Annotated in this window: 4 protein-coding genes; 2 read left to right on the top strand and 2 right to left on the bottom strand. The window is 71.8% G+C overall.

The window, feature by feature from the left end:
- Together phoU and FNH05_RS37080 are read right to left on the bottom strand one after the other, a co-directional pair.
- Positions 1-592 (bottom strand): phosphate signaling complex protein PhoU (gene phoU / locus FNH05_RS37085; RefSeq protein WP_144593492.1); only part of this gene is annotated, 592 nt, incomplete at its 3' end.
- A gap of 30 nt (positions 593-622) precedes the next feature.
- Positions 623-943 carry a PLD nuclease N-terminal domain-containing protein gene (locus FNH05_RS37080; RefSeq protein WP_246128165.1) on the bottom strand — a complete coding sequence of 107 codons (321 nt, stop codon included), beginning with the start codon at positions 941-943 and terminating at the stop codon, positions 623-625.
- A gap of 63 nt (positions 944-1,006) precedes the next feature.
- On the opposite strand from FNH05_RS37080, the gene FNH05_RS37075 reads away from it, so the two are divergent.
- Both FNH05_RS37075 and FNH05_RS37070 read left to right on the top strand, forming a co-directional pair.
- Positions 1,007-1,429 carry a hypothetical protein gene (locus tag FNH05_RS37075; protein WP_144593491.1) on the top strand — a complete coding sequence of 141 codons (423 nt, stop codon included), beginning with the start codon at positions 1,007-1,009 and terminating at the stop codon, positions 1,427-1,429.
- On the top strand, positions 1,429-1,630 hold a 202-nt coding region (locus FNH05_RS37070; RefSeq protein ID WP_144593490.1), incomplete at its 3' end, for a CBS domain-containing protein. The genes FNH05_RS37075 and FNH05_RS37070, both read left to right, overlap by 1 nt.

The raw sequence follows: 1,630 nt of genomic DNA, 5'->3' as shown, positions 1-1,630 counted from the left end.
CCGCGTGGTCGCCGAAGCGCTGGTAGTAGCGCCCGAGCAGGGCCAGGTCCATCGCGGTGTCCAGGCTTGGACGGGGGTCGCCGTGGGTGACCTGGCGGCGCAACATGGCCTCCAGGTGGTCCATCTCGTCGTCGTCGCGTGCTATCCGGGTGAGGGCGGTGGCGTCCCCGGCGGCCATCGCCTGCCGTGCCCTGGCGGCCATGCGGCGGGCGACCTCGCCCATGGTGGCGACGGTCGGTTGCAGTGTTTCGGGGACCACCGGGTCCGGGTGCCGCAGTTCGACGAGTTCGGCGACGTGGCGGGCCATCGCGCCCATCCGGTCCAGGTCCGAGCTCATCCGCAGTCCGGCCACGATGGTGCGGAGTTCGCCGGCGACCGGTTGCTGGCGGGCGAGCAGGGTGACGGCTTCGGCGTCGAGCAGGTGGTGCAGTTTGGTGATGGCGCCTTCGTCCGCGGTCACCTTGCGGGCCAGCGAAAGGTCGTTGTCCAGCAGTGCACTGGTCGCCTGTCCCAGTGCGGTCTCGGCGAGCCGGGCCAGGTCGCCGAGGCGGGCGCCGAACCGGGCCAGTTCTTCGTGATAGGCCGTGCGCATGTTCTTCTCCTCGCTCGAAGGGCCGGCCGCTCAGGGCAGGGGCGCCGCCGGTTCGAGCAGCTGTGCCGACTGCTTGCGGCCGAAGCGCAGGTAGGCCAGCGGGCCGACGAAGTTGATCCCGATGACGAAGGCCCACACCGCTTTGGAGCCGCGGACGGCGGCGGCCGGGCGGCGCGAGAGGTCCCACCAGGCGGCCCCGGCGAGGCCGAACTGCAGCGCCGCGGCGGCGGCCAGCGCCCTGCGCTGGGGGCGGCTGAGCTCGGACCACTTCTTCTTGCAGGCCATGGCCTTCCTTTCCTCGTTGATCTCCTCCAGCCTGGCATCGTGGGCGGTGTCTGCCGAAGGGCCCAAGGTCGCACCCGGTGGGGACGTGCTGCCCTGTCCGGTGGCGGGGGTGGGGCCGACGATCGGCCTATGACCAGGACCGATTGGCGGCGGAGCCTGCTGCGCACCGGGCAGCCGGCGCGCAGGCGGCCCTGGCTGGCGGCGGTGACGGCGCTGATCGCGGTGCTGGCCTACGGTGGGGCGGCCGGGCTGATCAGTGGGGCGATCGATCTCGGGGACCAGATCGAGGCGCGGCTTCCGTTCCACAGCCCGGTGTTCGGGGGTGCGGCGCTGGCGGTGGTGGTCGGGGTGCCGATGACGGTGGCGGCCTGGCTGGCCGCCAGGCGCGATACGCGTTCCAGTATCGCGGCGGTGATCGCGGGCAGTCTGCTGGTCGGGTGGATCGCGGTGGAGATCGGGTTCGTGCAGAGCTACAGCTGGATCCAGCCGGTGTTCGCCTTCGCCGGGCTGGGTGTCGCCCTTGCCGGTATGCGGGATTTCGGGAGTGCGTGATGCGGCGCCTGCTGGTGCGGGACGTGATGACCACCGATGTGCGGTCGGTGCGTCGCGGCACCCCGTTCAAGGACATCGCGGTGATGCTGGCGCAGCGGCGGATCGGTGCCGTGCCCGTGGTGGACGACGAGCGCACGGTGGTCGGGGTGGTTTCCGAGGCGGATCTGCTGGATCGGGAACTGGTGCCGCACCGGTGGTGGG

This window comes from Amycolatopsis rhizosphaerae (genome assembly GCF_007713715.1).
Taxonomy (GTDB): Bacteria; Actinomycetota; Actinomycetes; order Mycobacteriales; family Pseudonocardiaceae; genus Amycolatopsis_E; species Amycolatopsis_E rhizosphaerae.
Note: the sequence above shows the minus strand (reverse complement) of the source record. Positions and strands in the feature narration are given on the sequence as shown.

What these genes read in the sequence shown, in the direction of transcription:
- FNH05_RS37075 (WP_144593491.1), top strand. Translation starts at nt 1,007, where the DNA reads ATGACCAGGACCGATTGGCGGCGGAGCCTGCTGCGCACCGGGCAGCCG.